The organism is Methylobacterium carpenticola (assembly GCF_042748905.1).
Lineage (GTDB): Bacteria > Pseudomonadota > Alphaproteobacteria > Rhizobiales > Beijerinckiaceae > Methylobacterium > Methylobacterium carpenticola.
The window spans coordinates 4,140,538-4,166,938 of record NZ_JBHZEO010000001.1 but is presented as its reverse complement, the minus strand read 5'-3'; the positions used below and the strand labels follow the sequence as shown (position 1 = coordinate 4,166,938).

The window sequence follows — 26,401 nt, the reverse complement described above, 5'->3', positions numbered from 1 at the left end:
AGCTATGCCGGCAGCGCGATCCCCTCGCGCGCGAAGGCCCGCTGCACCGCGGGGCGCGCCGCCATGCGGCGGGCATGGGCAGTCCAGTGCGGGAAGAGCCGCGCCATGTCGTAGCCGAGGGTGGGACCGCGCCCCCAGGTCCAGAATACCAGCGCGTAGGGGTCGGCCACGCTGTAGCGCTCGCCGAGGGCCCAGCCGCCGCGGGAGAGCCCGACCTCGACCATCGTCCAGAGGTCGAAGCAGGATTCCCGCGCCTTGGCCTGGACGTCGGCGATGGCCGCCTCCTCGGTGGCGTAGCGCTCCGCCCGGCGGATATGCGCGTAGGCGACGTGGATGGTCGAGGAGAACCACGCCAGCCACTCGGCGCAGCGCGCCTCCTCCCGTGGATCCTCCGGCCACAGGCCGGCTTCGGGGAAGAGCCGCGCGATGTGGCGCAGGACCGCCGGGTTCTCGGTGAGCACCCAATCGCCTTCGGCAAGGGCCGGCACCCGCCCCTTCGGGTTGATGGCGAGATAGGCGGGCTCGCGCTGCTCGCCGGCCGCAAGGTCCACCCGCACCGCCGCGAAGGGCGCGCCGGTCTCCTCGATCGCGATGTGCGGGGCGAGCGAGCAGGCGCCCGGAGCGTAGAAGAGCCGCAAGGAATCGGTCATCGCATCCTCGTGTCAGAGCCTGTTTGAGGGCTCTCAGAACGGGCTGACGGGAAAGAAGCGCAGGTAGAGTTCCGCGTACTTGCCCTCGTCCCACAGGCGCTGGAGGGCGTCGTCCAGGGCGCGGGCCAGCACCTCGTCCTCCTTGCGGGTCACGAGGCCGATCCCCTCACCGAAATAGCGGTTCTCCAGGTAGTCCCCACCCGCGAAGGCGCAGCAGCCGGCCGCATCGGCACCGCCGATCCACAGGGCGAGCGTCACCCCGTCGGCGAAGAGGTAGTCGACCTCCCCCCGCTTGAGCGCCGATTCGGCCGTGGCGAGATCGGAGAAGCTGCGCGGCGTGATATGGAAGAAGGTCTTGAGGTAGGCCTCGTGCGCCGTGCCCGCGAGGACGCCGACGCTGCGGGTGGCCAGGGCCTTGGCGTCCGGCTCCGGCATGCCGCGGTCGGAGCGCGTCACGAACCGGGCGGGCCAGCGGAAATACGGCCGGGTGGCGAGGAAGTTCGCCCGCAGGGCTTGCGTCAGCGGGATCGCCGCCGCCACCACGTCGCCCTGCTTGCCTGCCAGCGAATCGAGCAGCGTGTCGAACCGGCGCACTTGCACCGTGCAGGTGAGCGCGAGCCTCTCGCAGGCCGCCCGGGCGAGTTCCACGACGAAGCCGGTCGGATTGCCGTCCGGCCCGGCGAAATGCAGCGGCGGGAACTCGTCGTCGGTGAGGAAGCGGATCGCGCGCGTGGTCTGCGGCGGCTCCGGCCGCTCCAGCCGGGCGCGCGGGTTCCAGAAATTCGGGATCGTCACCGGCTCGGCCGCCGCAGCCCCGGCCGCGAGCGAGAGGACGAGCCCGAGACCCGCGCGCCGCCACTTCCCTTGCGTCATCTCAGCCTTGCGATTAGCCTCGCGGCAGGGGTTGCACGCGGCTCCGGAACGGTACGGGTCGGTCCCCGCGGGCCTTCATGTAGCACGATCGTCGACGGCCGGGAGCCCGCATGACGTTCGAAGCGCAAATCGGCCGCTCCGTCGCCCTCGGGTATCCGCCCGAACTCGCCTTCCTGCTCGCGCAGCCGGGCGTCCACCCGAACCTCGTCAGGCACGCCATCGCCGTGGCCGAGCGCGGCGGGATGGATGGGGCGACCGCGCTGCTGCGCACCGGCCTCATGAGCGAGGACGCCTATTATCGCGCCCTCGCCCGGGCTCTCGGCGCGCCGTATCTCGGCGGCGAGCCCGCCCTCGCGGAGGGCAGCCGCTTCCCGGACAGCCTGCTGGCCGGCGCGGCTCCGCTCCGGCCGGGCCCGTGGGGATCCGTGGTGCGGGCGCCGGAGGGGGCGGCCATCGCGCGGCTCCTCCGCCGACCCCTTCGGGAGCGCCCGCCCGCCATCACGACGCCGACCCGCCTGCGGGCGGCGCTGCTGCGCCATCACGGAGCGGCGGCGGCCCGATCCGCGGCGGAGACGCTGGAGCGGAACGCTCCCGACTGGGCCTACCGGCCGGGCCCGTCGCCACCGCAGTGGCTCGCGCTCGGCCTCGCGTTCGCGGGCGGCCCGCTTCTCCTGGACGCGCCGGCGGCCTGTCAGGTGCTGGCGCTCGGCGCGGTGAACCTCCTGTTCCTCGGCACCACGCTGTTCCGCCTCACCGCGCTGATCGTTCCGCCGCGGCCGCCGCCGGATCTGCCGCGCGCGGCGGATCGGGATCTTCCCACCTACACCGTCCTCGTCGCCCTCCATCGGGAGACGGCCGTCGTCCCCGACCTGATCCGGGCGCTCGCGGCCCTCGACTATCCTGCCGCGAAGCTCGACGTGAAGCTGATCATCGAGGCGGACGACGGCGAGACGGCCGCGGCGCTCGCCGCCTGCGCCCTGCCGCCCTGGTTCGAGATCGTGGTGGCGCCGCCGGGCGCGCCGCGCACCAAGCCGCGCGCCCTCAATATCGCCCTCGCCCTCGCGCGCGGCGACTATCTGGTGGTCTACGATGCCGAGGACGCGCCGGCGCCGGACCAGCTCCGCCTCGCGGCGGCGATCTTCGCCCGCTCGCCGCCGCGGACCGCCTGCCTCCAAGGACGCCTCGTCATCGACAACACGGGGGATGGCTGGCTCACCCGCTGCTTCACCCTCGAATACACGGCGCTGTTCGACGTGCTGCTGCCGGCGCTGGCGGCGCAGAAGCTGCCGATCCCGCTCGGCGGCACCACCACGCATATCCGCACCGCCGTGCTCAGGGAGCTGCACGGCTGGGACGCCTGGAACGTCACCGAGGACGCTGATCTCGGCCTGCGCCTCGCGCTCGCCGGCTACCATGTCGGCGACCTGCCTCTCTCGACCCAGGAAGAGGCGCCATCGGAGTTGCGCACGTGGCTGCGCCAACGCGCCCGGTGGATGAAGGGCTACCTCCAGACCACGATCACGCACAGCCGCCGGCCGCTCGCCGCGGCGCGGAGCCTGGGTCCGACCGGCAGCCTCTGTGCCCTGGCGCTGATCCCCGGAACGGTGGTGTCCGCCCTGCTCTATCCGCTGCTGCTGCCGCTGGCCTTCTGGCAGATCCTCGTCCGCTCGGCAGCGCCGGCCCCGACCCTGTGGGTCAACACGGTCACGGGGCTCGGCATCGCGCTGTTCGGCGCGGGATTCGCCGCGATGCTGCTCCCGGCGGCGCTCGGCTGCTGGCGCCGCCGCTGGTGGAGCCTCCTGCCCTGGATCCTCACGCTGCCCGCCTATTACGCGCTCGTGAGCGTGGCGGCTTGGCTCGGGGTCGCCGAACTCATCCGGGCCCCCTTCCGCTGGAACAAGACCGAGCACGGGCGCGCGCGGACCTCGCGGCGCCGCGCGCCCGCCTCAGAGCTGCCGGGCCACCTCCGCGGCAGCATCGGCCGCCGGGCGCATCAGGTTGAGCGAGCCGACGAAGTTGTTCGAGCCGTCCATGATGTAGACGAGGGCGGTGTGCTCCATCGTGTAGTCGCCGTCCTTCAGCGGCACCTTGCGGCTGTAGGCGCGATACGCCTTCACGGCGCCCGAGACCGCGTCGGGTGAGCCGGTCAGGCCGACGATCCGCGGATCGAAGCTCGCGAGGTACTGCTTGAGCGCGTCGGGCGTGTCGCGCTCGGGATCCACGGTGATGAACAGCACCTTCATGTCGCGGCCCTTGGGGCCGAGGGCCGCCAGCACGTCGGAGATCTGCTGGAGGGTCGTCGGGCAGACGTCGGGGCAGTGCGTGAAGCCGAAGAACACGAGATGCGCCCGCCCGGCGAAGGTCTTGTCCGTCACCGTCGCGCCGTCCTGGTTCACCAGCGTGAAGGGCCCGCCGACGCCGCTCGTCGTGACGGCGGGGCGGCCGAGCAGAGTCACGGCGACGAGCCCGAGGGCCGCGAGGCCGAGGACGAAGGCGAGGAGGGGGATCGCGGCGCGGCGCATCGCGGGCGAGAGGGGCATGGGTGGGAGCCTCCGGCTCGAAGAACGGTTGCCGCCACACCACGCCGCCGGGCCGGCCGCAACGAGGCACGCCGTCGCTCCGCGCGCAATGCAGCCCTGCCTCCGCCATCGCCCGGTTGCGTGATGGTTCCGCGTCTCCTATCCGTCGCGCCCGGCGCGACGCGCACCGACGAGACAAGACAATGGCCGACAAGCTCTCCCTGCCGAAGGACAAGATCCGCGTCCTTCTCCTCGAAGGCATCAACGACAGCGCGGTGAGCCTGCTGAACGCGGCCGGTTACACCAACGTCACCCGCCTCGCGAAGGCACTCGATCCGGCCGATCTGCGCGAGGCGCTCAAGGGGACGCACATCCTCGGCATCCGCTCGCGCACGCAGCTCGACGATGCGGCCTTCGAGGCGGCGGACCGGCTGATGGCGGTCGGCTGCTTCTCGGTGGGCACCAATCAGGTCGATCTCGACGCGGCCCGCCGCCGCGGCATTCCGGTCTTCAACGCGCCCTTCTCGAACACCCGCTCGGTCGCCGAACTCGTCATCGGCGAGATCGTGATGCTGCTGCGCCGGATCGTGCCGCGCTCGGTCTCCGCGCATACCGGCGGCTGGGACAAGTCGGCGGTGAACTCCTTCGAGGTGCGCGGGAAGACCCTCGGCATCATCGGCTACGGCAATATCGGCTCGCAGCTCTCGAACCTCGCCGAGGCGATGGGCATGCGGGTGATCTTCTACGATCTCACCGACCGCCTGCGTCACGGCAACACCGAGCCGGTGGATTCGCTCGAGGATCTGCTGGGGCAGAGCGACGTCGTCTCGCTGCACGTGCCGGAGACGGCCGCGACCCACAACATGATCGGCGAGGCGGAGATCCGCGCGATGAAGCGCGGCGCCTACCTGATCAACAACAGCCGCGGCACGGTGGTCGACCTCGACGCCCTCGCGGGCGCGCTGCGCGACGGGCACCTGCGCGGCGCGGCGGTCGACGTGTTCCCGGTCGAGCCGAAGTCGAACCAGGAGCGCTTCACCTCGCCGCTCCAGGGCCTGGAGAACGTGATCCTCACCCCGCATGTCGGCGGCTCGACCGAGGAGGCCCAGGAGCGCATCGGCGCCGAGGTGGCGCGCAAGCTCGTCGACTACTCGGATATCGGCTCGACGGTGGGCGCGGTGAACTTCCCGCAGGTGCAGCTCGCCGCCCGGCCGCTCGGCACGCGCTACATCCACGTCCAGCGCAACATCCCGGGCATGCTGCGGCGGCTCAACGACGTCTTCGCCCGCAACAGCATCAACATCGCGGCCCAGTTCTACCAGACCGATGGCGAGGTCGGTTACGTGGTCATCGAGACCGACGCGGTGGACGGCGATGCCGACGCGCTGCTGGAGGAGATCCGGCAGCTCGACGGCACGATCCGGGCGCGGCTGCTGTACGAGCGCCGGTAGGATGCCAAGGGGGCCGGCCGGCCTTCCCGGCCGTCCCCGCCCGCGCTTCCCGCGGGACGCCAGAGCAGGGCCCGATCACGCCGCAATCGGGCGCTGCTCCAAGTCTTTGATTCTAGGGACAAGTCTTTGATTTTCGGACATGTCCTGCGACGAACCGGTATCCGCTTCGTCGGAGGAAGCTCCAGCCTCGCTTGAGCCGGTGATCAGTCGTCGAGATCCTTCTCGATGTCGGCGAGCAGCGTCAGGTGCTCCTTGATCTGGCCGCGTGCGAGCTTCGCGACGGACAGGGTCTCGCGGTCCTTGCCGCCGGAAAGGTAGGCCTCCTGGATCTTCAGGAGGGCCTGATGACCCTCGATCTGGCCGCGGACATAGTCGCGGTCGAAGGCGGAGCCGGCCTTCGCCTGCTCCAGCTTCTCCAGCATCGCCTTGCCCTTCTGGTCGATCTGGCCCGTGACCTCGGGCTCGGCCGGCGGCCTCACCTGCCCGGTGGCCGGCGTCGCCTGATCCCGCATCGCCTTGAGGACGTCGGCGATGGTCTCCTGCTCGGCGATCTCGAAGCGGGCGAACTGCTTGACGTCGTCGTCCTTGGCCTTGGTGAGGGCGACCCGGCTGGTGGCCAGAGCCAGGGATCCGGCCGCGAGGGTGTCCGAGACGTATTTCGCCTCGGCCTCGCCGATCCGGGCACCGGCATTGCCGGTTGCCTGCGAGGCGGAACTCGGCGCGTTCTGCGCGAAGGCCATCCCGATCATCGACGGCACGGCGATCGCGGAGGCGAGAGCGGTGAGGGCAAGGCGACGGTTCATGGTCATCTCGTGAGGTTGTGCGTGGGGCGTTCGCGCCGGCACCAACCTCCCGTGCGACGACACTGTTTCAGCGTCGCCTTAACCTCTTTTGCAGGCGCCTACCCCTCGCCCGCCAGGACGATGGGCTCGGCCGTCATCTCCGGCCGGTGGACGGCCTCGGCGATCAGCGCCTGCGCGCCGCGCCCCACCGCATCGCCGACCATGACGATCGCCGGGCCCTCGACCCCGCTCTCCGCGACCCGGGCGGCAAGCGTCGCGGCGCTGCCCTGCACCACGACCTGCTCCGGACGCGTGGCATTGAACACGGCGAGCGCCGGCGTCGCCGGCGGCAGGCCCTCCGCCACGGCCCGGTCGAGCAGCGCGCCGAGGGTGCGCTTGGGCATGTAGATCACGGTGGTGACCGAGGAATCGCCCAGGGCGGCCCAGTTCAGGTCCTCCGGCAGGGCGCCGCGGCGGTCGTGGCCGGTGACGTATTGCAGCCGGCGCGCCGCGTCGCGGTGGGTCAGCGACAGGCCGAGCGAGGCCGCAGCCCCCTGCGCCGCGGTCACGCCCGGCACCACCGAGACCGGGATGCCGGCCTCCCGGCAGGCGTCGATCTCCTCGCCGGCCCGGCCGAACACCAGCGGGTCGCCGGCCTTCAGCCGCACCACCCGCTTGCCGGAGCGGGCGAGGCTGACCATCAGGGCGTTGATGTCGTCCTGGCGGCAGGAGGGGCCGTGGCCGGTCTTGCCGACCAGCATCGTGCGCGCCTCGCGCCGCGCATAATCGAGGATCTCCCGCGCCACGAGGTCGTCGTAGAGGATGACGTCGGCGCTGCGCAGGGCGCGCAGGGCCTTGAGCGTCAGCAGTTCGGCGTCGCCCGGCCCCGCCCCCACCAGCACCACCGAACCGCCGCGCGGGCCGGCATCGGTCTCCGCCATCAGCGCATCGAGGTCGGCCTGGACCGGAGCCCGGTCGGGCTCCGCGAAGGCGCGGTCGGTGAAGCGCTCCCAGAAGGCGCGCCGCTCCGCGAAGGCGTGGTAGCGGGCGCTCACCGCAGCCCGCCAGTCCCGGGCCGCGCCGACCCAGGCCTTGAAGCCGGAAGGCAGCATCGCCTCGATGCGTGCCCGCACGGTCTGGCCGAAGACCGGGGCGGCACCCTCCGTGGAGATGCCGACGACGAGGGGCGAGCGGTTGACGATCGCCCCGAACGAGACGTCGCAGAGATGCGGCCGGTCGATGGCGTTGACGATGGCGCCCGCCCGCCGGGCGGCGGCGACGAAGGCGGCGCAGTCGCCCTCGTCCTCGTGGGCCGCGATGGCGAAGGCGGCTCCTTCGAGGTCGGCCGGGGTCCAGTCGCGTTCATGCAGGACGATCCGCCCCGCCACGGCCTCGGCGGGAGCAGCCCGCATCTCGTCGGTGGGCTCGGGCGCGTAGACCTCGACCTGCGCGCCCGCCGCCGCGAGGAGCTTCACCTTCCAGGCCGCGCCGCCATTGGCGCCGGCCAGCACCGCCCGCTTGCCCTGGAGGGTCACGAAGACGGGGAGCACCGCGAGCGGTTCGAGGCCGGAGGAGCGCGTCTCGCGCGGGAGGCGGGGGGAACTCATGAGCGTCAACATGCGAGGAAATGAGGCCGGACGATGCGCTTACGCCGGGCTCGGCGCAAGTTCGGCGGCCAGCAGCTTGCGGATCTCCGGGATGCAGGAGCCGCAATTGGTGCCCGCCTTGCAGGCCGCGCCCACGGCCTCGACGCTGTGCGCCCCGCCCTTGATCGTGGCGAGGATGCTGTCGCGGCCGACCGTGTGGCAGGCGCAGACGAGCGGGCCGGCGCCGCCGCTCTCCGCCCGCCCCGAGATCAGGGCGCGCCGGGCCGCGGGTTCGAGCAATTCCTGCGTGCGGAAGAACGCCTTCGCCGCGTCGAAGGAGGGCCGCTCGGCAGCGGGCGCCAGGGCGATGGCGCCGACGAGCCGCCCCTCGACGAAGGCCGCCGCCCGGTAGGCGCCGATGCCCGGATCCGCGTATTCGCTGAACACGGCCGTCGGGAACAGGCGGCGCATCAGGGCGGCGGCCTCGGCCGGGCCGTCCTGCGTCGCCACGATCAGGCCGGAGCCGCCCTCGATCGTGGCCCGCGCCCACCACCAGCCCTCCGGCGCCGTCACGGGCGCGCGGGTGATCAGGTAGCCCCGCGAGCGCATCGGCTCCGGCGCGATGGCGGCCGGGGTCGCCTTCAGCTCCGGCTGGCCGGAGACCGGATCGACCGCCCCCTGCGCGAGCGCGCCGATGCGGCCCGAGGAGGAATTCGCCTCGCTCCAGTGCATCGGCGCGAACAGCACGCCGGGCTGGGCGCCGGGCACCGGCATCACCTCCAGCACGGCACTGCCATGGGCGGTGGTGACGCGGGCGAGATCGCCCTCGGCGAGGCCGATCCGCGCGGCATCGTCCGGGTGGATCTCCACGAAGGGCACGGCGCGGTGGGCCGAGAGGCGCGGGCTCTTCCCCGTGCGGGTGAGCGTGTGCCAGTGGTCGCGCACCCGGCCGGTGTTGAGGCGGAACGGCAGCGCCGCGCTGGTCGGGTCGGCGAGCTGGGGCTTCTGCACCGCGACGAAGCGGGCGCGGCGGTCGCGGGTGAAGAACTGCCCGTTCGCGAAGAACCGCGCCTGCCCCGCCTTCGCCTTGCGGGGCACGGGCCAGTGCGTCGGGCGGGCGGCGTCGTAGGCGGCATCCGCGATCTCGGCGAGGCCCGAGAGATCGAAGTCGCGGGTGCCGTTGTTCTCGAAGCCGGACAGGGCCGCGTGCTCGCGGAACACCGCCGCGACGTTGGGCCAGGCGAAGGCCTCCGGATGGCCGAGGCGGCGCCCGACCTGGGCCAGCATCCACCAATCGGCCCGGGCCTCGCCCGGCGCCTTGAGGAAGCGGCGCTGGCGGGAGATGCGGCGCTCGGAATTGGTCACCGTGCCGTCCTTCTCGCCCCAGGCGAGGGCCGGCAGCACGATGGCGTCCGCACGCGCCTGCGCCGTGTCGGTGGTGGCGACCGCCTCGGCGATCACCAGCGTGTCGAGCTGACGCAGGGCGGCGCGCACCCGGTCGGCCCGCGGCATGGACACGGCCGGGTTGGTGCCCATCACCCAGAGCGCCTTGATCCTGCCGCGCTCGATCGCCTCGAACAGCGAGACCGCCTTGAGGCCCTCGCCGGTGATGATCCGCGGCGCCCCCCAGAAGCGGCGGACGAGATCGACCTCCTCCGGCGTGAAATGCATGTGGGCGGCCAGCATGTTGGCGAGCCCCCCGACCTCGCGTCCGCCCATGGCGTTGGGCTGGCCGGTGAGCGAGAACGGCCCCGCCCCGGGCCGGCCGATGCGGCCGGTGGCGAGGTGGCAGTTGATGATGGCGTTCGCCTTGTCGGTGCCCTGCGAGGACTGGTTCACCCCCTGCGAGAAGGCCGTGACCACGCGCGGCGTCGTGCGGAACAGCTCGAAGAAGGTCCGCACCTCGGCCTCGGTCAGGCCGGTGAGGGAGGCCGTGCGCGCGGCGTCCGGCGCGATGCTGCGCGCGCGGTCGAGGGCGGCCTCGAAGCCGGCGGTGTGCTCGGCGATGTAGCGCTGGTCGAGGGCGCCCGCTTCCGCGAGGTGGACGAGGAGCCCCGAGAACAGGGCCGTGTCGGTGCCGGGCCGGATACCGAGGAAGAGGTCCGCCTCCTCGCCGGTCTGGGTGCGGCGGGGGTCGACGGCGATGATCTTGGTGCCGCGCTTGGCGCGCGCGTCGAGCATGCGTCGGAACAGGATCGGGTGGCACCACGCGGCATTGGAGCCGACGAGGACGAGGAGATCCGCCTCGTCCAGATCCTCGTAGCAGCCCGGCACCGTGTCGGAGCCGAAGGCGCGGCGATGCGCGGCCACCGCGGAGGACATGCACAGGCGCGAATTGGTGTCGACGTGCGGCGTGCCGATGAAGCCCTTCGCGAGCTTGTTGGCGACGTAGTAATCCTCGGTGAGGATCTGGCCCGAGAGGTAGAAGGCGATCGCCTCCGGCCCGTGCTCCTCGGCGATGCGGCGGAAGCGTGCCGCCACCTCATCGAGGGCGTGGTCCCAGGTGACGCGCTCGCCCGCGATGGTCGGGTGCAGCACCCGGTCGTCGAGATCGAGGGTCTCGCCCAGCGCCGAGCCCTTGGAGCAGAGCCGCCCGAAATTGGCCGGGTGCTCGGGATCGCCTGCGACGCTGGCGCCGCCCTGCCCGTCCGGCCGCGCCAGAACCCCGCAGCCGACGCCGCAATAGGGGCAGGTGGTGCGAACCGGCTCGGGAGCGGAGGCGAGGTCCGGGACGTGGAGGTTCATGGCAGGGCCGTTCCGCGGGGTTCGAGGGCCAAGCGGAACTGCGCCGAGCAATTCTGCTTAGATCTTTGTTGTCACATCATTTTCTCCGCCGAACCGGTGACCGCTCCGGCGAATGATGCCGAGCGGACTCAGTACACGTCGGCCTGGTAGCGGCCGGCCTTCTTGAGTGCCGCGAGATAGGCCACCGCATCCTCCGGATTGCGGCCTCCCTCCTTGGCGGCGACGTCGATGATCGCGCGCTCCACGTCCTTGGCCATGCGCTTGGCGTCGCCGCAGACGTAGAAGTGAGCGCCCTCCTCCAGCCAGCGCCACAGCTCCTTGCCGTTCTCGCGCATGCGATCCTGGACGTAGGTCTTCTCCGACCCGTCGCGCGACCACGCCAGCGACAAGCGGGTGAGGATGCCGGCGTCCTTCAGGCCGTTCAGCTCGTCCTTGTAGAAGAAGTCCGAGGCTTGCCGCTGGTGGCCGAAGAACAGCCAGTTCTTGCCCGGCGCCTGGGTGGCGGCCCGCTCGCGCAGGAAGGCGCGGAACGGCGCGATGCCGGTGCCGGGCCCCACCATGATGATCGGCGTCTCCGGCGAGGCCGGCAGGCCGAAGCCGTGCGCCTTCTGGAGATAGACCTTGACCGTGGAGGTCTCGGCCAGCCGCTCGCCGAGATGGGTCGAGGCGACGCCGAGCCGCAGCCGCGAGCGGTGGCTGTAGCGCACCGCATCGACGGTGAGCGAGACCCGTCCCGGATCGGCCTTGGGGCTCGACGAGATCGAGTAGAGGCGCGGCTGCAACTCGTCGAGGGCTTCGAGGAAGACCTCGGCGTCGGGCCGCGCGCCCGGGAACTTGTGCAGGGCCGCCAGCACGTCGAGATAGGCGAGGTCGCCGTCCGGATCCTCGCCGGCGGCGAGCGCCTGCGCCTTCTTGCGGGCTGCGCCCGAGGTGAGGAGCGAGAGGAGCTGGAACAGCCCGTCCGGCGCCGCTCCGAGGGCGTAGTTGGTCAGCAGGTGGTCGCGCAGGGTCTTCTCGCCGAGCTTGGTGGCGATGACCCGCTCGGGCCTGGCGCCGAGTTCGGCGATCACCGTGTCGGCGAGGGCCGGGGCGTTGGCCGGGAACAGGCCGAGGGAGTCGCCCACCACGTAGTCGATGCCGGTGCCGGTGAGGTCGATCTCGACGTGCCAGGTCTCCTTCTCGCCGCCCGGCGCGTTGAGGCGGCGCCGCGAGAGGAACACCGCCTCGGCCGGGTTCTCGCGGCAGAGCCCGTAGGGGCCGAGCGGCGCCGCCGCCTTCGGCGCCTCGTCGGCGACTGGGGCCGCCCCGGCGGGGGCGGCCGTCCCGAACTCCGCCTCCAGCTTCTTCAGCATCCGGAGGGTGTCCTTGCCCCCGGGCTGGCAGAGGTTCAGGCGCTCCTCCTTCTTGAGGAAGATGGCGTTGGCATAATCCGCGCAGTTGTAGCCGCACTGGCCGCAATCCTGCTGGGCCATGGCGGCCATCAGCTTCTGCGGATCGGAGCGGTCCTTGGCCAGGGTCATGCGCTCGTCGAGGGGCATCGACGGGTCGTGCCAGGGCGCGTCGCCGTTATCGGCGAGCGCCGGGCCGGTGGCGGGCGCCTCGCCGGAGCCGAGCGCGGTGGCGCCCTCGACCGCCGGCCCGAGCAGGGCCGCGAAGTAGCCCGAGAGCCACGCGCGCTGATCGGCGTTGAAGGGAGCGGATTCGGGGATCAGGACGAGGGGGGGCGTGACGTGCTGGGTCATGGGATGGTTGCCGGATCGATCGCGGGATCCCCTCTCCGCAGCCGGAGAGGGACGGGGATGAGGGAGCGGCTCACTCCGCCGCTTCGAGCATCCGGGCCTCGGTGAGGCCCTTCAGCGCCTCCGGCCCGCGCCGGGCGGTGAAGGCCTGGAAGCTCTCCTGCGGCCCGGTGCGGTGGGCGAGGTAGTCGCGCAGCAGCAATTCCACCCGGCCCGGGCAATCCTCGGCCTTCACGGCCTTCCAGATCTCGGTGCCGATCTTGGCCGCCTCGCCGAAGCCGCCGCCGACCACGATGTCATAGCCCTCGACGGTGTCGCCCTCCTCGCTCACCACGACCTTCGCGCCGATGAGGCCGATGTCGCCGATGTAGTGCTGGGCGCAGGAATGGTGGCAGCCGGTGAGGTGCAGGTTCACCGGTACGTCGAGGTCGGTCACCCGGGCCTCGATGTGGTCGGCGATCATCAGGGCGTGGCCCTTGGTGTCGGCGGCGGCGAACTTGCAGCCGCGGTTGCCCGTGCAGGCGACGAGGCCGGCCCGGATGCTCGACGCCTTGGTGGTGAGGCCGAGGGCGGCCACCCGCGCCTCCACCTCCGCCACGCGGGCGTCGGGCACGCCCGAGAACAGGAAGTTCTGCCACACCGTGAGGCGGATCTGGCCGTCGCCGCAGTCGCGGGCAATCTCGGCGAGCGCCCGCATCTGGTCGGTGGTCATCTTGCCCACCGGCAGGACGACGCCGATCCAGTTCAGCCCCGCCTGCTTCTGCGCGTGCACGCCGACATGGGCGTAGCGGTCGAAGCCGCCGCGCGGCTTGATGTGGGCCGGATCGACCCGGTCGAGCTTGCGCCCGAGCTTGTCCTCGACGGCGGCGAGGTACTTGTCGAAGCCCCAGGCGTCGAGGACGTACTTCATCCGCGCCTTGTTGCGGTTGGTGCGGTCGCCGCTCTCGATGAAGACGCGCAGGATCGCGTCGGCGACACGGTTGCAATCCTGCGGGCGCAGCACCACGCCGGTGTCGCGGGCGATGTCCCGGTGGCCGGTGATGCCGCCGAGCACGAGGCGCATCCAGATCCCGGGCTCGACCGCAGCGCCCTCCATCACCTCCACCGCCTGGAAACCGATGTCGTTGGTCTCCTCCAGCACGGGAAGCACGCCGCCGCCGTCGAACGCGACGTTGAACTTGCGCGGCAGGCCGTAGAGCGAGCGGTCGTTGAGGATCCAGTTGTGCCAGGACTTGGCGAGCGGCCGGGTGTCGAGGATCTCCTGGGCGTCGATGCCGGCGGTCGGCGAGCCGGTGACGTTGCGGATGTTGTCAGCCCCCGATCCGCGGGCGGTCAGGCCGAGATCGACGAGACCGTCGAGGAAGGGCTGGCCGTGCTCGGGCGTGATCTCGCGCACCTGCAGGTTCGCCCGCGTGGTGACGTGGCTGTAGCCGCCGCCATGAGCGTCCGCGAGGTCGGCGATGCCGGCGAACTGCCAGTGCTGCAGGATGCCGTTCGGGATGCGCAGCCGGCACATGTAGGAGTTCTGGGCCGGCGCGACCCAGAACAGCCCGTGATAGCGCCAGCGGAAATTGTCCTCGGGCTTGGGCGCCTTGCCGGTCTCCGCCTCGGTGATCAGGCGGTTGTGCCCGTCGAAGGGGTTCTCGGCCCGCTTCCACTTCTCCTGCTCGGCGAGCTTGCCGCCGGCCTTGGTGACCTTGTCCTGGGCCTTGATGTGGCTGGCATCCGGCCCGGTCGGCTCGGCGGCGGCCTGAGCCGGCGCGGCACCGCCGAGGCCGAGGCCCCCGGTCATGCGCACGGCCTGGAGGCCGTTGGCGAAACCTTCGAGATAGCGCTTCTGCTCGGCGTCGAAGTCGTCGGCCATGGCGCGCTCCTTCACGCAGCGAGGGGTTGGGGAGAGGGACGCCCGAACATCAGGTCGTCCCGGTCGGTGCGGGCGAGGCGGTCGCCCGTGCGGATCAGGGTCTTGCACCAGCCCTGCTCGGCGACGTCGCCCACGAAGACGGCCCCGAGGAGCCGGTTCTCGGCGATCACGAGCTTGCGGTAGAGGCCCGCCCCCGGATCGCTCCAGGTCACGGCCTCGGCGCCCGTCGGCACGTCGACCACGCCGGCCGAGAAGACCGGGAGCCCGGAGACCTTGAGGCTGGTGGCGAGCGAGGTGCCCTCGTAGGCCGCGTCCTCGCCGCAGAGATGGCGCGAGAGCACCTCGGCCTGCTCGTAGGCGGGCTCCACGAGCCCGTAGGTCAGGCCCCGGTGCTCGGCGCATTCGCCGAGGGCGTAGATGGCCGGATCGGAGGTCGTCATGCGGTCGTCGACCTTGATGCCGCGGCCGATCGCGAGCCCGGCGGAGGCCGCTAGCGCGGTCGAGGGCCGCACGCCCACCGACATCACCACGAGGTCGGCGGGCAGCACGCGGCCGTCCGCGAGGCTGATCGCCTCCACCCGGCCCTCGCCGGCCACGCAGACCGTGTCGGCTTCGAGGAGCACGCGCACGCCGCGCGATTCCATGGCCTCGCGCACGAGACCCGCCGCCGCGTGGTCAAGCTGGCGCTCCATCAGGCGATCCATGACGTGGAGCAGCGTGGTGTCGACCCCGAGCCGGGCGAGGCCCACCGCCGCCTCGAGCCCGAGCAGGCCGCCGCCGATGACGATCGCCCGGGCGCCCGGCACCGCGGCCCGGCGGATCGCCGCCACGTCCGCGAGGTCGCGGAAGGTGATGACGCCCGGCAGGTCCATGCCGGGCTTCGGCAGGCGGATCGGCACCGAGCCGACCGCCAGGACCAGCTTGTCGTAGTCGAGGATCAGCCCCTCGCCGACCTGAACGGTCCGGGCCGCCCGGTCGATGGCGGTGACCGGCGCGCCGGTCACCAGCGTGATGCCGTGCTCGGCGTACCAGTCGAGGCCGCGGAAGGTGCAGGCGGCCTCGTCCACCTCGCCGCCGAGCAGGGAGGAGAGCAGCACGCGGTTGTAGGCCGCGACCGGCTCGGCGCCGACCACCGTCACCGCGTAGCGGTCGCGGTCGCGCTCGGTCAGCCGCTCCAGGAAGCGGAGCGAGGCCATGCCGTTGCCGACGACGACGAGCTTCTCCGGCATCGTCCCGCTCCTCACGCGGCGAGCGCCGGCTTGGCGTGGCGGGCGTAGAGGAACTCCAGCACCTCCGCGCGGGCATGCGTGTAGGCCGGGTCCTCCACCAGCTCCAGGCGGCGGCGGGGCCGCGCCAGCTTCACGCTCAGGATCTCGCCGATCGTCGCCGAGGGGCCGTTCGTCATCATCACGATGCGGTCGGAGAGGAGCACCGCCTCGTCCACGTCGTGGGTGATCATGATGACGGTGTTCCTGAGCCGCAGGTGGATCTCCATGAGCTGGTCCTGGAGATGCGCCCGGGTGAGCGCGTCGAGGGCGCCGAAGGGCTCGTCCATCAGCAGCACCTTGGGCTCCATGGCGAGTGCCCGGGCGATGCCGACGCGCTGCTTCATGCCGCCCGAGATCTCGTGCGGGCGCTTCTCGGCCGCGTGGGTCATGTTCACCAGGGCGAGGTTGTGCTCGACCCATTCGCGGCGCTCCGCCCGGCTCTTCCGGGCCTTCAGCACCTTGTCGACGGCGAGGGCCACGTTCTCGCGCACCGTGAGCCAGGGCAGGAGCGAGTGGTTCTGGAACACCACCGCGCGCTCGGGGCCGGGGCTGTTGACCTCTCGGTCGTCGAGCAGGACGCCGCCGGTCGAGGCCCGCAGGAGCCCGGCCACGATGTTGAGCACCGTGGACTTGCCGCAGCCCGAGTGGCCGATCAGCGAGACGAATTCGCCCTTGGCGATGGTGACGTTGACGTCGCGCAGCACCTCCGTGGTGCGCCCGCCGCGGGTGAAGCTGATGCCGACATCGGAGAGGACGAGATGGCTCATGATCCGGGCTCCCTCAGGCGGTGGCGGTGCCGCGGGTGACGAGCTGCCCGATCCCGGCGACCACGCGGTCGAGGACGAAGCCGATCACGCCGACATAGACGAGGGCCACGATGATCTCGCTGATGTGCGAGGAGTTCCACGCGTCCCAGATGAAGAAGCCGATGCCGACGCCGCCGATCAGCATCTCGGCCGCCACGATGGCGAGCCAGGACAGGCCGACGCCGATGCGCAGCCCGGTGAAGATGTAGGGGGCCGCCGAAGGCAGCATCACCTTGCCGAAGAACTCGAAGGCGTTGAGGCGCAGCACCGCCGCGACGTTGCGGTAATCCTGCGGGATGTTGCGGATGCCGACCGCGGTGTTGATGATGATCGGCCAGATCGAGGTGATGAAGATCACGAAGATCGCCGAGGGCTGGCCGTCCCGGAAGGCCGCGAGCGAGAGCGGCAGCCACGCGAGCGGCGGGATGGTGCGCAGCACCTGGAAGATCGGGTCGAGGCCGCGCATCGCCCATTCCGACTGGCCGACCAGGGTGCCGAGCAGCACGCCCGCCACCACCGCCAGCGCGAAGCCGAGGGCCACGCGCTGTAGGCTCGCGATGATGTGCCAGAACAGCCCCTTGTCGGTGCCGCCATTGTCGAAGAACGGGTCCGAGATGATCGGCCACGCCTCGCTCATCACCCGGGACGGCGCGGGCAGGCCGGCGCCGGGCCGGTCGCAGAGCACCTGCCAGACGAGCAGGAACAACGCCACCACCACGAGGGGCGGGACGATGCGCGCGGCAAGCCCCTTGAGGCCGGCCAGGGTGACGAGGGGACGGCGCGCCGCCTCCCCCTTCCCCCGCGCGGCGATGAGGCCGCCGATGGAGGTTCCGAGCGCCATCACGCCACCTTCTTGATGCTGAGGCTGGAGAGGTAGGCGGCCGGATCGGCCGGATCGAAGACCTTGCCGTCGAAGAAGGTCTCCTTGCCCCGGGAGGTCGATTCCGGGATCGCCGTGACGCCGAGCGCCTTGGCGGCCTCGCGCCACAGATCCTCCCGGTTCACCTTGGCGATCAGCGCCTTGGTGTCGGTCTGCGGGTCGAACTTGCCCCAGCGGATGTCCTCGGTGAGGAACCAGAGGTCGTGCGACTGGAACGGATAGGAGGCGTGGTCGCGGAAGAACTTCATCACGAAGGGGCTGTCCTGCACCACGCGGCCGTCGCCGTAGTCGATGGTGCCCTTCATGCGCCCGGCGACGTCGCCGACCGGGATGTTGATCCATTGGCGCTTGGCCACGATGGCGGCGAACTCGTCCCGGTTCTCGGGCTTGTCGCACCATGCCTGCGCCTCGATCACCGCCATGAGCAGCGCGCGGGTGGCGTTCGGGTGCTTCTGCACCCAGTCGGCCCGCATCGCGAAGGCCTTCTCGGGATGGTCCTTCCAGAGTTCGCCGGTGGTGAGGGCGGAATAGCCGAGGCCCTGCTGGACGAGTTGCGCGTTCCACGGCTCGCCGACGCAGAAGCAGTCCATCGTGCCGACCTTCATGTTCGCCACCATCTGGGGCGGCGGCACCACGATCGTCTCGATGTCCTTGTCCGGGTCGATCCCGCCCGCCGCCAGCCAGTAGCGGATCCAGAGGTCGTGGGTCCCGCCCGGGAAGGTCATGGCGGCCTTCACGGACTTGCCGGCAGCCTTCTTCTTCTCGGTGGCGGCGCGGAAGACCTTGGAGTCGAGCGCCACCTTGGCCTCGAGATATTCCTTGGCGACCGAGATGCACTGCCCGTTGGTGTTGAGCCGGGCGAGGATGTGCATCGGCACCGGCACGTTGTTCTGGGTCACGCGGCCGGCGCTGATCAGGTAGGGCATCGGCGAGAGGATGTGGGCGCCGTCGATCCCGTTGCCCTCGGAGCCCAGCACGAGGTTGTCGCGGGTGGTGCCCCAGGAGGCCTGCTTGAGCACCTCCACGTCCGGCATGCCGTGCTTGGCGAAGAAGCCCCTCTCCTTGGCCACGAAGAGCGGGCCGGCATCGGTGAGCGCGATGAAGCCGAGCTTGGCACCCTTCACCTCGGGGCCCGCGCCCTGTGCGTAGGCTCCGCCCGGCAGCGCGGCCCTCGCGGCGGCGGTGAGCGAGAGGGCGGCGGCCGCTCCCTTCAGGAGGCCGCGACGCGTCGTGTGGTCTCTGCTGCCGATCGACACCTGATCCCGCTCCCTGGTCCCGCGCGGTCCTGCCCGCGCCTGCCGAAACGAAAAAAGCCGCCACCCAAGCTCGACTGCGGCCCGAACGAACGGGGCCTCTGCGAACACTCGGGTCAGCGGCTTTGCTGACGGTGAGCACCCGTCGACGCTGACGGGCTTGCGAAGGCCAATGCAGGCTTCGTGCCAAACCTCGCCACGGTCGCTAAGCGATTGAACCAATTTGGTTTGGAACAATTGAAAAGCGACCGTGCCACACCGGGCGGGCAGCTGGTGCGCTGCACAAATCAGCAGCGCGATGATTGCGAATCAGGCACGCGGGGAGGCTGCCTCAATCCTGCGCAGGCAGCAGATCGGGTCGGGCCAGCGCCAGGGCCTGGGCGCGCGCCGCCGGCGGGGCGGCGAATTGGCCGGCCTGCGCCATCTCGTCGAGGATCCAGCCGATCCCCTCGCCGTCGAAGCCGAGGGTGCCCTCTCCCAGCCGGAGGTAATCCGGCACGCTGCGCGACGCTCCGCCGGGCGCCAGGGCGAGGTCGCCGGTGAGCCCGCGCAGGATCAGGTCGGGAGCGACGCCGAGATGGCGCGGGCTGCCGAGAAGCTCCGCGAGATCCGGCCAGTTCCGCGGCTCGCCGCACCAGCGGGCGGCGGCCCGCACGGCCCGCAGCAGCGGGGGCGCGCGCTCCTCCATCTCGGCGGGCAGGACCAGCACCTTCTCGGGGCAGAAGGGGGCGATCTCGCAGCCGAGCGCCGCGATGCGCCCGACACCGGCCGCCACCGCGACGCTGTTCCAGGGCGTGCCGACGCAGAAGCCGTCGATCAGCCCGCGCTCCAGGGATTCCACCGTGCGCGGCGGCGGCACCACCACGAGGCGCACATGGCCGAGGCTGGAGCCGCCGAGGGCGAGGAGCCGGCGCAGCTGATAGGTGTGGCTGGAGAAGGGATGCACCGTCGCGAGGGTGAGCGGTTGCCCGGCGGCGGAGCGCTCCTCCGCCACCGCCGCGAGCGCCCGGGCCACCTCCGGCAGGGCGTCGGAGACCGGGTTCATCGCCTCCCAAAGGGCGAGGGACAGCGTGACCGCGTTGCCGTTGCGGGCGAGCGAGACCGGGGCGATCAGGCTCGCGGGCGGTCCGCTCAGGCCGAGATGGCTCGCGAGCGCCAGGGGCGCGAGAATGTGGGCGCCGTCGAGGAGGCCGAGGGCGAGCTTGTCGCGCAGCGTCGCCCAGGAGGGCTCCGGGACGAGATCGACCGCCACTCCCTCGCGGGCGGCGAAGCCGCGCTCCCCCAGGGCGATCACCACGGCCGCGTCGGTGAGCGGCACGTATCCGATCTGGAGTCTCATCCGAGCAGGTCCGCCGCGGTGACGATCGCCCGGGCGATGTCGACGATCTTGCGCTTCTCGTTCATGGCCTTGCGGCGCATCTGCCGGTAGGCCTCGTCCTCCGAGAGGCCCTTGGCGCTCATCAGGATGCCCTTGGCCCGGTCGATCAGCTTGCGGTCGGCCAGCTCGTTGCGGGCCTCGGTCAGTTCCCGCTGCAACCGCGCGAAGGCGTTGAAGCGGTGGATCGCGATCTCGATGATCGGCTTGATCCGGTCGGCCTTGAGCCCGTCCACGATGTAGGCGGAGATGCCCGCATCGACGGCAGCCTGCATCATCGGCGCGTCGCTGCGGTCCACGAACATGGCGACCGGCTTCTCCACCAGCCGCGAGACGCCGAACATCTGCTCCAGGAGGTCGCGGCTCGGGCTCTCGAGGTGGATCACCACGACGTCGGGCGAGAGCGCCGAGAGCCGGTCGAGGAGGTCCACCGTATCGGGGATCACCACGACCCGGGCGCCGTCGAGCCCGCGCAGCCCCTCCTCGAGGACGGCCGCGCGCGCGCGGCTCGGGTCGACGACCGCGATGGTCAGGCTCTGGTCGGGAGAGGAGGGGGAGGTCACGCGTTCGGACATGCGGGCGGAAACAGGCAAGTGTCGGGCCGGGGTGGTGGCGTTCTACGGCCTCGCCCCGACTTTCCGAATGAGAGGAAGGTCCGAGACCGGCGCCGGACCCAAGGCGGTCGGTTGATAGGGTGGCGGCATGACAGGTCTCCCATCGGACGGAGTTCGGCGGGGCCCGGCCGGAGCCGGGATCGACCCCGGCGAATCCTGCCGAAACAGCGGGACGATTCAAATCGCCTTTCGATCCGACAATCGGCGATCGCGCCCTGGCGCTAGGCATCGCGCGATCCACCTCCCGACCGGGGCATCCCGCCGGCCGGCAGGCCGATCGGCGCAGGGCGGGAACCCTGTCGTTCCGCAGAATCGAGAAGGAGCCCGTCATGCCCTACGTCACCACGAAGGACGGCGTCGACATCTTCTACAAGGATCTGGGACCGAAGGATGCGACGCCGATCTGCTTCCATCACGGCTGGCCGCTCTCCTCGGACGACTGGGACGCCCAGGTGCTGTTCTTCCTCGACAAGGGCTACCGCGTCGTCGCCCATGACCGCCGCGGGCACGGGCGCTCGGCGCCGGTGGGGGACGGTCACGACATGGACCATTACGCCGCCGACGCCGCGGCCGTCGTCGAGCATCTCGATCTGCGCGGCGCGGTGCATATCGGGCACTCCACCGGCGGCGGCGAAGTCGCGCGCTACGTGGCGCGCCACGGCGAGCCGCAGGGCCGCGTCGCCAAGGCGGTGCTGGTCAGCGCCGTGCCGCCGCTGATGCTGAAGACCGAGGCGAATCCCGGCGGAACGCCGATCGCGGTGTTCGACGGCTTCCGCGCCGCGCTCGCCGCCAACCGGGCCCAGTTCTTCCTGGACGTCGCCTCGGGCCCCTTCTACGGCTTCAACCGTCCGGGCGCCGCGGCCTCGCAGGGCGTGATCCGGAACTGGTGGCGCCAGGGCATGGCCGGCGATGCCAAGGCGCATTACGACGGCATCAAGGCCTTCTCCGAGACCGACCAGACCGAGGATCTGAAGGCGATCTCCGTGCCGGTCCTCGTCCTGCACGGCGAGGACGATCAGGTGGTGCCCATCGACGATGCCGGCCGGCTCTCGGTCAAGCTCGTGCAGAACGGCGTGCTGAAGACCTATCCGGGCTATCCGCACGGGATGCTGACCACCCATGCCGAGGTGATCAACGCCGATCTGCTCGCTTTCGTGGAGGAGTGAGGCCGAGCGGCCGCGCTCGACCTCCGCGGCTCTTAACCTCTGTGGCGCGGGGAAACGCCGTCGCAAAGAAACGGCCCCGCTTCAGCCGCAAAGGTGGGGCTCACTGGCTCACGGTCAGCGAACGGAGGTGAGGCTCGATGAGCGAGTTCGACGGTCTGCGCGGAAGCAAGCCGGGATCCGTGGCCGGTGCCGGGGCCTCGCTCGGCTACCTCCCGCTCCTGCCGACGCTCTGCGTGACCGCATGCCTCGCCGCTGGCTCGCTCTACTGGCGCGAGGCGCCGCCGCGCGCTCCCGCCGGGCACGTCGCGACCGTGGCGCCGCTGCCGGTGAACGACCCGTTCCAGGCCGTGCCGGAGGATGGCCCGCGGCGGGTGCGGGGGCCCTTCCCGCTCGAGTTCGAGCAGCAATTCCCGCTGATCCCCGCAACGGCGGCCGGAACGGCCCCGGCCGAGGCCGACGACGCGCAGATCAAGCCGATCTGCGATGCCGTGCCGGTCCTGCCCCCGCGCGGGCCGGTTCAGGCCCCCGAGGGGCGCGGCGGCCCGAGGCGTCAGGCGGCGCACCGCCCCGCGAACCCGCCGGCCCTCGCGGGCATCCGCCCGCCGCCGCGGCCCGAATCCCTGCACGTCGCCGCCACCGAACCGTCCGAGACGCCGGCCCCGGAGACGCCCCGCTTCCCCGCTCTCGCTCTGCCCCGCGTCGTCCAGACCGGCCGCGAGGTGGTGCGCACCGTCTCGGCCCTCGGCGACGGGGTGGTGCAGGCGGGCAGCGCGATGCTGGAGCTGATCGACCGGCACCCCTGAGTCAGCGCCTGCGGCTGGACCGTTCGCGCCGCGACGCTACTTCCGGATGCCGGGCATTCTCCCAGAGGCATCCATGGCGTCGCGGATCGAGGATTACGCTCTGGTGGGGGACGGCCGCAGCGCCGCCCTGATCAGCCGCGACGGCAGCATCGACTGGCTGTGCTGGCCGCGATTCGACGCGCCGGCCTGCTTCGCCGCGCTTCTCGGCAAGCCCGAGCACGGGCACTGGCGGATCGCCCCCGCGGCGGTGGCTGAGGCGCGGGTCACGCGCCGCTACCGTCCCGGCACGCTGGTGCTGGAGACCACGCACGAGACCGGTACCGGGACCGTCCGGGTGATCGACTACATGCCCGTCGACGACGGCCTCCACCTCGTGCGCTTGGTCGAGGGGGTGAGCGGCAGCGTGCCGATGCGCATGGAACTGGTCGTGCGCTTCGATTACGGCTCGGCCGTGCCCTGGGTCTCCCGCAACGAGCACGACGACCTGCGGGCCATCGTGGGGCCCCACAAGCTGGTGCTGCGCACGAAGGCGCCCCTGCGCGGGGTCGGGCGCACCACTGTCTCCGACTTCACCCTGGAGGCGGGGCAGAGCCGCTCCTTCATCCTGAGCTACGGCCCCTCCGCCGAGGACGACCCGCCGCCGATCGAGCCGCGCAAGGTCCTGCGCCGCACCACCGACACCTGGCACACGTGGTCGAGCCGCTGCCAGGGCGGCACGCCCTGGGACGACATTCTCTCGCGCTCGCTCGTCACCCTGAAGGCGCTGATCTACGCGCCGACCGGCGGCATCGTCGCGGCGCCGACCACCTCGCTCCCCGAGGCGATCGGCGGGGTGCGCAACTGGGACTACCGGTTCTGCTGGCTGCGCGACTCGACCTTCACGCTGCTGGCGCTGATGGATGCCGGCTATCTCGAAGAGGCGCGGGCGTGGCGCGACTGGCTGCTGCGGGCCGTCGCCGGCAGCCCGGAACAGGCGCACATCCTCTACGGCATCGCAGGCGAGCGCCTGCTGCCGGAGATCGAACTCGACTGGCTGCCGGGCTACGAGAACTCGCGGCCGGTGCGGATCGGCAACGCCGCCTCGCAGCAATTCCAGCTCGACGTCTACGGCGAGATCTTCGATGCCCTGTTCCAGGCGGAGGAGCGGGGCCTGGAGGGCGACGAGACCGGCGTGCGGGTCGGCCTCGCCCTTCTCGACCATCTGGAGAAGGTCTGGCGGGAGCCCGACGAGGGCATCTGGGAGGTGCGCGGCGGCCGGCGGCACTTCGTCCACTCGAAGGTGATGGCCTGGGTCGCCTTCGACCGGGCGATCCGCTTCTACGAGAAGAACAACCGGCAGGGCGCGCGCGACGCCACCGTGACGCGCTGGCGCGCGATGCGCGAGGAGATCCACCGCGAGGTCTGCACGAAGGGGTTCGATCCCGAACTCAACAGCTTCGTGCAGTCCTACGGCTCGAAGCACCTCGACGCGAGCCTCCTCCTCGTCGCGCATGTGGGCTTCCTGCCCCATCACGACCCGCGCGTGATCGGCACCGTCGAGGCGATCGGCCGCCACCTGATGCGCGACGGCTTCATCCTGCGCTACAACACGGAGAACCAGACCACGGACGGCCTGCCCGCCGGCGAGGGCGCCTTCCTGCCCTGCAGCTTCTGGTACGCGGACAACCTCATCCGCCTCGGGCGCTGCGACGAGGCCCGGGAGATGATCGAGCGGCTGCTCTCCGTGTGCAACGACGTCGGGCTGCTGGCCGAGGAGTACGACCCGGTGGCGCGGCGCCAGGTGGGCAACTTTCCGCAGGCATTCAGCCACGTCGCCCTCGTCAACACGCTTCTGAACTTCAGTCGCGCGGTCGGACCCGCTAAGGAGCGCAGCGACGACCGGGACGCGGCGCGAGAGTCGTGACCTGAGCAGCCTGACAACCCCGACGAGGCCCGAGATGAGCGCAGCCGACACCGCCGCGAAAGCCGGCATCAGCGAGATCGACCAGCGCAGCATCGACACGATCCGCACGCTGACGATCGATGCCGTGCAGAAGGCGAATTCCGGCCATGCGGGCGCCCCGATGGCACTCGCCCCCGTGGCCTTCACGCTCTGGAACCGCTACCTGCGCTACGACCCGGCGCATCCGGCCTGGCCCAACCGCGACCGCTTCGTGCTGTCGGTCGGCCACGCCTCGATGCTGCTCTACAGCCTGCTCCACCTCGCGGGCGTCGCCCAGAAGGACGGCGGCAACGAGCCGGCCGTGAGCCTCGACGACATCAAGAAGTTCCGCCAGCTCGACAGCCGCACCCCGGGCCACCCCGAATACCACTTCACCACCGGCGTCGAGGTGACGACCGGCCCCCTCGGCCAGGGCGTCGCGAATTCCGTCGGCATGGCGATGGGCGGACGCTTCCTCAACGAGCATTTCGCCTCCGGCGACCGGCCCCTGTTCGACTTCAACGTCTACGCCCTGTGCAGCGACGGCGACCTCATGGAGGGCGTCTCGGGCGAGGCGGCCTCGATCGCCGGCCACCTGCGCCTCTCCAACCTGTGCTGGATCTACGATTCCAACACGGTGACCATCGAGGGCCACACCGACCTCGCCTTCAGCGAGGAGGTGGCGACCCGCTTCCTCGCCTATGGCTGGCAGGTGCTGCGGGTGGCCGACGCCAACGACGTGCACGCGGTCGCCGGCTCCATCGAGACCTTCCTGCAGTCGCAGGACCGCCCGACGCTGATCATCGTCAACTCGGTGATCGGCTACGGCGCGCCGACCAAGGCGGGCACGTCGAAGGCGCATTCCGACGCGCTCGGCCCGGACGAGGTCAAGGGCGCCAAGCGCGCCTATGGCTGGCCGGAAGACGCCGAGTTCCTGGTGCCGGACGGCGTCTACGAGAACTTCCGCGAGGGCATCGGCGCCCGGGGTGCCGCACTCTATGCCGAGTGGCAGGCGCTCATGGCCGAGGTCGAGGCGGGCGACAAGGCGCTGGCCACCGAGGTCTCGTCCTATCTCAAGGGCGAGCTGCCCGCGGGCTGGGACGCCGCCATCCCGCGCTTCCCCGCCGACGCCAAGGGCCTCGCGACCCGCGAATCCTCGGGCAAGGTGCTCAACGCCATCGCCCCGAAGGTGCCGTGGCTCCTCGGCGGCTCGGCGGATCTCGCCCCCTCGAACAAGACCAAGCTCGACGGCGAGGAGGCCCTCGGGCCGTTCACGCCCGGCGGCCGCAACCTGCATTTCGGCGTGCGCGAGCACGCGATGGGCTCGATCGTGAACGGGCTCGGCCTCGTGGGCCTGCGCGCCTACGGGGCGACCTTCCTGGTCTTCTCCGACTACATGCGCCCGCCGATCCGCCTCGCCGCGCTGATGGAGCTGCCGATCTTCCACGTCTTCACGCACGATTCGATCGGCGTGGGCGAGGATGGGCCGACCCACCAGCCGGTGGAGCACCTCCTGTCGCTGCGGGCGATCCCGGGCCTGCTCACCATCCGTCCGGCGGATGCCAACGAGGTGGCGGAGGCCTACCGGGTGATCATGGGGCTCAAGCACCAGCCGGCCGTGCTGGCGCTGAGCCGGCAGCCGCTGCCGACCTTCGACCGCGACCGGTACGCGCCGGCCGCCGGCCTCGCCAAGGGCGCCTACGTGATGGCGGATTGCGAGGGCGAGCCGGAGCTGATCCTGATCGGCACGGGCAGCGAGGTGCAGCTCTGCGTCGGCGCCTACGAGACGCTGACGGCGGAGGGCGCGAAGGTGCGCGTGGTCTCGATGCCGTCCTGGGAGCTGTTCGAGCGCCAGGACGAGGCCTATCGCGAGAGCGTGCTGCCGCCGGCGGTGACGGCGCGGGTGGTGGTCGAGCAGGGCACGGTGATCGGCTGGGACCGCTATGCGGGCAGCGCCGGCACGATCATCGGCATGCACACCTTCGGCTCGTCGGCGCCGATCAAGGACCTTCAGACCAAGTTCGGCTTCACCTCCGCCAAGGTGCTGGAGGCTGCCCGCGCCCAGCTCGCACGGGTGAAGAAGTAGGGCCGGCCGCGCCGCTCTCC

General features: G+C 71.4%; 19 protein-coding genes and 1 pseudogene. 6 read left to right on the top strand and 14 right to left on the bottom strand.

Going from position 1 to position 26,401, the window contains the following annotated elements; genetic code table 11:
• Positions 1–2 precede the first annotated feature (2 nt).
• Positions 3–650, bottom strand: coding sequence for a glutathione S-transferase family protein (locus ACE101_RS19495; RefSeq protein WP_379132895.1), 648 nt, complete (start codon positions 648–650; stop codon positions 3–5).
• Positions 651–683: 33 nt separating this feature from the next.
• The gene (locus ACE101_RS19490; RefSeq protein ID WP_379132893.1) at positions 684–1,523 is read right to left on the bottom strand and encodes a transporter substrate-binding domain-containing protein; all 840 of its coding nucleotides are present in this window, start codon (positions 1,521–1,523) and stop codon (positions 684–686) included.
• A gap of 110 nt (positions 1,524–1,633) precedes the next feature.
• On the opposite strand from ACE101_RS19490, the pseudogene ACE101_RS19485 reads away from it, so the two are divergent.
• A pseudogene (locus ACE101_RS19485) lies at positions 1,634–3,508 on the top strand (glycosyltransferase family 2 protein); the annotation flags it as partial.
• Here the strand turns inward: ACE101_RS19485 and ACE101_RS19480 are convergent.
• Positions 3,470–4,063: an SCO family protein gene (locus ACE101_RS19480; protein ID WP_379132890.1), complete on the bottom strand. Its 594-nt coding sequence runs from the start codon at positions 4,061–4,063 to the stop codon at positions 3,470–3,472. The pseudogene ACE101_RS19485 and the gene ACE101_RS19480 sit on opposite strands and share 39 nt — an antisense overlap.
• Before the next feature lie 182 nt (positions 4,064–4,245).
• Here ACE101_RS19480 and serA point away from each other — a divergent pair, with 182 nt between their 5' ends.
• Complete coding sequence (gene serA / locus ACE101_RS19475) at positions 4,246–5,493, top strand: phosphoglycerate dehydrogenase (protein ID WP_379132888.1); 1,248 nt, start codon at positions 4,246–4,248, stop codon at positions 5,491–5,493.
• Positions 5,494–5,696: 203 nt separating this feature from the next.
• Here serA and ACE101_RS19470 read toward each other — a convergent pair whose 3' ends face one another.
• The 11 genes from ACE101_RS19470 to ACE101_RS19420 all read right to left on the bottom strand — a co-directional run bounded on the left by ACE101_RS19470 (position 5,697) and on the right by ACE101_RS19420 (position 20,366).
• Positions 5,697–6,296: a DUF4142 domain-containing protein gene (locus ACE101_RS19470; RefSeq protein WP_379132885.1), complete on the bottom strand. Its 600-nt coding sequence runs from the start codon at positions 6,294–6,296 to the stop codon at positions 5,697–5,699.
• 98 nt (positions 6,297–6,394) lie between these two features.
• On the bottom strand, positions 6,395–7,882 hold the full coding sequence (gene cysG / locus ACE101_RS19465; protein WP_379132882.1) for a siroheme synthase CysG: 1,488 nt from the start codon (positions 7,880–7,882) through the stop codon (positions 6,395–6,397).
• Positions 7,883–7,921: 39 nt separating this feature from the next.
• Positions 7,922–10,606: a nitrate reductase gene (locus ACE101_RS19460; RefSeq protein ID WP_379132879.1), complete on the bottom strand. Its 2,685-nt coding sequence runs from the start codon at positions 10,604–10,606 to the stop codon at positions 7,922–7,924.
• Between the two features lie 128 nt (positions 10,607–10,734).
• A complete protein-coding gene (locus ACE101_RS19455) occupies positions 10,735–12,348 on the bottom strand; it encodes a sulfite reductase subunit alpha (protein ID WP_379132876.1) in 1,614 nt (537 codons plus the stop codon).
• 70 nt (positions 12,349–12,418) lie between these two features.
• Positions 12,419–14,209 (bottom strand): NirA family protein, encoded by a 1,791-nt coding sequence (locus ACE101_RS19450; RefSeq protein WP_379132873.1) that lies wholly within the window; start codon positions 14,207–14,209, stop codon positions 12,419–12,421.
• Positions 14,210–14,220: 11 nt separating this feature from the next.
• On the bottom strand, positions 14,221–15,438 hold the full coding sequence (locus ACE101_RS19445) for an NAD(P)/FAD-dependent oxidoreductase (RefSeq protein ID WP_379132870.1): 1,218 nt from the start codon (positions 15,436–15,438) through the stop codon (positions 14,221–14,223).
• Positions 15,439–15,449: 11 nt separating this feature from the next.
• Entirely contained in the window at positions 15,450–16,244 is a 795-nt protein-coding gene (locus tag ACE101_RS19440) for an ABC transporter ATP-binding protein (protein WP_379132867.1), read from the bottom strand.
• 13 nt (positions 16,245–16,257) lie between these two features.
• Positions 16,258–17,124 (bottom strand): nitrate ABC transporter permease, encoded by an 867-nt coding sequence (gene ntrB / locus ACE101_RS19435; RefSeq protein WP_379132864.1) that lies wholly within the window; start codon positions 17,122–17,124, stop codon positions 16,258–16,260.
• Positions 17,124–18,419 (bottom strand): CmpA/NrtA family ABC transporter substrate-binding protein, encoded by a 1,296-nt coding sequence (locus ACE101_RS19430; RefSeq protein WP_379132861.1) that lies wholly within the window; start codon positions 18,417–18,419, stop codon positions 17,124–17,126. The genes ntrB and ACE101_RS19430 overlap by 1 nt, the downstream gene beginning before the upstream one ends.
• 328 nt (positions 18,420–18,747) lie before the next feature.
• On the bottom strand, positions 18,748–19,755 hold the full coding sequence (locus ACE101_RS19425; protein WP_379132858.1) for a CmpA/NrtA family ABC transporter substrate-binding protein: 1,008 nt from the start codon (positions 19,753–19,755) through the stop codon (positions 18,748–18,750).
• A complete protein-coding gene (locus ACE101_RS19420; protein WP_379132855.1) occupies positions 19,752–20,366 on the bottom strand; it encodes an ANTAR domain-containing response regulator in 615 nt (204 codons plus the stop codon). Before ACE101_RS19420 ends, ACE101_RS19425 begins: the two co-directional genes overlap by 4 nt.
• Positions 20,367–20,734: 368 nt before the next feature.
• Between ACE101_RS19420 and ACE101_RS19415 the strand changes: the two genes are divergently transcribed.
• From ACE101_RS19415 to tkt, 4 genes are all read left to right on the top strand, one after another.
• Positions 20,735–21,571: an alpha/beta fold hydrolase gene (locus tag ACE101_RS19415; RefSeq protein ID WP_379132852.1), complete on the top strand. Its 837-nt coding sequence runs from the start codon at positions 20,735–20,737 to the stop codon at positions 21,569–21,571.
• 137 nt (positions 21,572–21,708) lie between these two features.
• Positions 21,709–22,374, top strand: a complete 666-nt coding sequence (locus ACE101_RS19410) for a hypothetical protein (RefSeq protein ID WP_379132850.1) — start codon at positions 21,709–21,711, stop codon at positions 22,372–22,374.
• Positions 22,375–22,447: 73 nt separating this feature from the next.
• A complete protein-coding gene (locus ACE101_RS19405) occupies positions 22,448–24,277 on the top strand; it encodes a glycoside hydrolase family 15 protein (protein ID WP_379132848.1) in 1,830 nt (609 codons plus the stop codon).
• Positions 24,278–24,311: 34 nt separating this feature from the next.
• A complete protein-coding gene (tkt, locus tag ACE101_RS19400; RefSeq protein ID WP_379132846.1) occupies positions 24,312–26,381 on the top strand; it encodes a transketolase in 2,070 nt (689 codons plus the stop codon).
• Positions 26,382–26,401: the final 20 nt, after the last annotated feature.

What these genes read in the sequence shown, in the direction of transcription:
- ntrB (WP_379132864.1), bottom strand. Translation starts at nt 17,124, where the DNA reads ATGGCGCTCGGAACCTCCATCGGCGGCCTCATCGCCGCGCGGGGGAAG.
- ACE101_RS19415 (WP_379132852.1), top strand. Translation starts at nt 20,735, where the DNA reads ATGCCCTACGTCACCACGAAGGACGGCGTCGACATCTTCTACAAGGAT.
- ACE101_RS19480 (WP_379132890.1), bottom strand. Translation starts at nt 4,063, where the DNA reads ATGCCCCTCTCGCCCGCGATGCGCCGCGCCGCGATCCCCCTCCTCGCC.
- ACE101_RS19490 (WP_379132893.1), bottom strand. Translation starts at nt 1,523, where the DNA reads ATGACGCAAGGGAAGTGGCGGCGCGCGGGTCTCGGGCTCGTCCTCTCG.
- ACE101_RS19410 (WP_379132850.1), top strand. Translation starts at nt 21,709, where the DNA reads ATGAGCGAGTTCGACGGTCTGCGCGGAAGCAAGCCGGGATCCGTGGCC.
- ACE101_RS19455 (WP_379132876.1), bottom strand. Translation starts at nt 12,348, where the DNA reads ATGACCCAGCACGTCACGCCCCCCCTCGTCCTGATCCCCGAATCCGCT.
- ACE101_RS19460 (WP_379132879.1), bottom strand. Translation starts at nt 10,606, where the DNA reads ATGAACCTCCACGTCCCGGACCTCGCCTCCGCTCCCGAGCCGGTTCGC.
- ACE101_RS19440 (WP_379132867.1), bottom strand. Translation starts at nt 16,244, where the DNA reads ATGAGCCATCTCGTCCTCTCCGATGTCGGCATCAGCTTCACCCGCGGC.
- ACE101_RS19470 (WP_379132885.1), bottom strand. Translation starts at nt 6,296, where the DNA reads ATGAACCGTCGCCTTGCCCTCACCGCTCTCGCCTCCGCGATCGCCGTG.
- ACE101_RS19445 (WP_379132870.1), bottom strand. Translation starts at nt 15,438, where the DNA reads ATGCCGGAGAAGCTCGTCGTCGTCGGCAACGGCATGGCCTCGCTCCGC.
- ACE101_RS19425 (WP_379132858.1), bottom strand. Translation starts at nt 19,755, where the DNA reads ATGAGACTCCAGATCGGATACGTGCCGCTCACCGACGCGGCCGTGGTG.
- ACE101_RS19420 (WP_379132855.1), bottom strand. Translation starts at nt 20,366, where the DNA reads ATGTCCGAACGCGTGACCTCCCCCTCCTCTCCCGACCAGAGCCTGACC.
- ACE101_RS19495 (WP_379132895.1), bottom strand. Translation starts at nt 650, where the DNA reads ATGACCGATTCCTTGCGGCTCTTCTACGCTCCGGGCGCCTGCTCGCTC.
- ACE101_RS19405 (WP_379132848.1), top strand. Translation starts at nt 22,448, where the DNA reads ATGGCGTCGCGGATCGAGGATTACGCTCTGGTGGGGGACGGCCGCAGC.
- cysG (WP_379132882.1), bottom strand. Translation starts at nt 7,882, where the DNA reads ATGAGTTCCCCCCGCCTCCCGCGCGAGACGCGCTCCTCCGGCCTCGAA.
- tkt (WP_379132846.1), top strand. Translation starts at nt 24,312, where the DNA reads ATGAGCGCAGCCGACACCGCCGCGAAAGCCGGCATCAGCGAGATCGAC.
- ACE101_RS19450 (WP_379132873.1), bottom strand. Translation starts at nt 14,209, where the DNA reads ATGGCCGACGACTTCGACGCCGAGCAGAAGCGCTATCTCGAAGGTTTC.
- serA (WP_379132888.1), top strand. Translation starts at nt 4,246, where the DNA reads ATGGCCGACAAGCTCTCCCTGCCGAAGGACAAGATCCGCGTCCTTCTC.